The sequence below is a fragment of the Brevibacillus sp. HB2.2 genome, from assembly GCF_013284275.1.
Taxonomy (GTDB): Bacteria; Bacillota; Bacilli; order Brevibacillales; family Brevibacillaceae; genus Brevibacillus; species Brevibacillus brevis_D.
Map to the genome: position 1 here is coordinate 1 of NZ_JABSUV010000088.1, position 1789 is coordinate 1789.

3 protein-coding genes are annotated in these 1789 nt (G+C 41.2%); 2 read left to right on the top strand and 1 reads right to left on the bottom strand.

Features of this window, described 5'->3' with window-relative positions; all coding sequences use genetic code 11:
• Nucleotides 1-409 precede the first annotated feature (409 nt).
• Nucleotides 410-895, top strand: a complete 486-nt coding sequence (locus HP401_RS29385) for a hypothetical protein (protein ID WP_173607614.1) — start codon at nucleotides 410-412, stop codon at nucleotides 893-895.
• A 116-nt stretch (nucleotides 896-1011) separates the two neighbouring features.
• Here the strand turns inward: HP401_RS29385 and HP401_RS29390 are convergent, their stop codons facing one another.
• Nucleotides 1012-1149, bottom strand: a complete 138-nt coding sequence (locus HP401_RS29390) for a hypothetical protein (RefSeq protein WP_173607615.1) — start codon at nucleotides 1147-1149, stop codon at nucleotides 1012-1014.
• Between the two features lie 207 nt (nucleotides 1150-1356).
• Between HP401_RS29390 and HP401_RS29395 the strand changes: the two genes are divergently transcribed.
• Nucleotides 1357-1635, top strand: a complete 279-nt coding sequence (locus HP401_RS29395) for a hypothetical protein (protein ID WP_173607616.1) — start codon at nucleotides 1357-1359, stop codon at nucleotides 1633-1635.
• The last annotated feature ends 154 nt before the right edge of the window (nucleotides 1636-1789 follow it).

A 1789-nucleotide genomic window follows, 5' to 3' on the forward strand; every position in this document is an offset into this window, starting at 1 on the left:
CCCCTAGACAATCCTGCCACCAATTTATCCTCAAAGGTGCCTTTATCATAATCGAGCCAGACATGCTTTCCCTCCTTTAATGCATACGAGTAGCCCCCCGCCCAAGATAGATGCACAAGTATAAACGTTGCTATTCAACAGAGCTGATGAGCTTGTAACCCTAACCCCACTGGATGTCTTGGCTTCCCCACCGAGAAGGTCATAGAACCACTGTTTGGGATTTAATAGATTCGATAATTCGCTTGAACGCTGCTCCCACCATCGCCGGAAATATCCCTTTCGTCTCATACTTCACCTCCTCTCTATTGGTACTACACCTCATTTGTATTTTCGAAGATTATTCCATCATTAATAATGATATGGTAAAATTTAGTAGCATTTGGAAAACACATCTGATAGGAGGTTATCTATGAAAAAGATTATTTTGCTATTATTTGCGGTTTTCATGCTACAACTCCATTTCACTTCTGCAACATTTGCTTTTGGGTCTGACCGTATTAAGGTTGGTGAACAACTTTGTAATGGTTGTATGCTACAGTCAAGTAACAATACTTACTACATCCAAATATGGAGAGGAAACCTTGAATTATGGAAGAGATTTCCCAGACCAGAAACCCTCTTATGGACCAAGCAAACCAACGACAAATGGGGGAACCACTATCTCAAAATTGACTATTATAGCGGAAAACTCGTTTTGAACCGTGCGAATGGTGATCCAGCTTGGTATTCAGATAACGCTGCATGGAGCAATATCCATTATCAAGGTAAACCACCTGCAAACCTTAGAGGCGACCTTTTGATTATGCAAGATGATGGAAATTTAGTTCTTTATAACACTACGGACTTGAATCAAGGCTGGTATCCTGTATGGGCTTCAAATACAGGTGGTCAATAAGAATGTAATAGTTGGAGCCGTGTAAGTGCGGCTCTTTTTTACTTATTGAGAACATTACCGAAGCATGAAATGTTTTGTACACCGTCTCACCTCCGTTCTTCTCAATTACCAATGTGTTAAATGATATTGCCACCAGCCAATTCATCCTTTGCTGCTTTTTCGCAACGTTTATCTAATGACACATCCGCGATATATTCTAGTGCTTCACGATACCGAGCAGTTTCGCCACGGAACCGTTCTATCTCCTGAACCATTTCCCGCCACATCGCTTCGATGTTGTCCCCAACGAAAACAGTGTTCTTACAAAGAAAGTTTCAAAACCATGACGGGTCAGCACTTTTGATCTCATGCCATCTCGCTTCATCCACTCTCGTTTCCCTCCATAACTAAAGCGCTAATAGAAATATTAATTTGGAGCAGAATATTAAAATCAACTAACCTGAATGGAGATGACTCTACTTTTGGCCAACGACAATACCAACAACTCTGGCAACAACAACAGCCCTGGTAACAACAACAGCCCTGGTAATAACAACAGCCCTGGTAATAACAACAACCCTGGTAATAACAACAACCCTGGTAATAACAACAACCCTGGTAATAACAATAGTGGCGGTAACAGTCCAGATTCCGGTCACTGGCATAACCCAAACACTAACAGTCATGGAGACAATGAGCACGACCCTGATATGCCGGATACAAGCAACCCAAAACCCACTAATCCTAAACCTGATAAATAACTCTGTAATATTCTCAATCCACTTTTTAGCCGTTCATTACAGGAGCGGCTATTTGTGATTCTACTTAATAACTGTAAAGAAACCTCATGTCCGCTTTCGAATCTAGTCAAAATACCAAATTTGAAAAATTGTAGTATAGCCCTTGTCCCCTTCG

What these genes read in the sequence shown, in the direction of transcription:
- HP401_RS29385 (WP_173607614.1), top strand. Translation starts at nt 410, where the DNA reads ATGAAAAAGATTATTTTGCTATTATTTGCGGTTTTCATGCTACAACTC.
- HP401_RS29390 (WP_173607615.1), bottom strand. Translation starts at nt 1,149, where the DNA reads ATGGTTCAGGAGATAGAACGGTTCCGTGGCGAAACTGCTCGGTATCGT.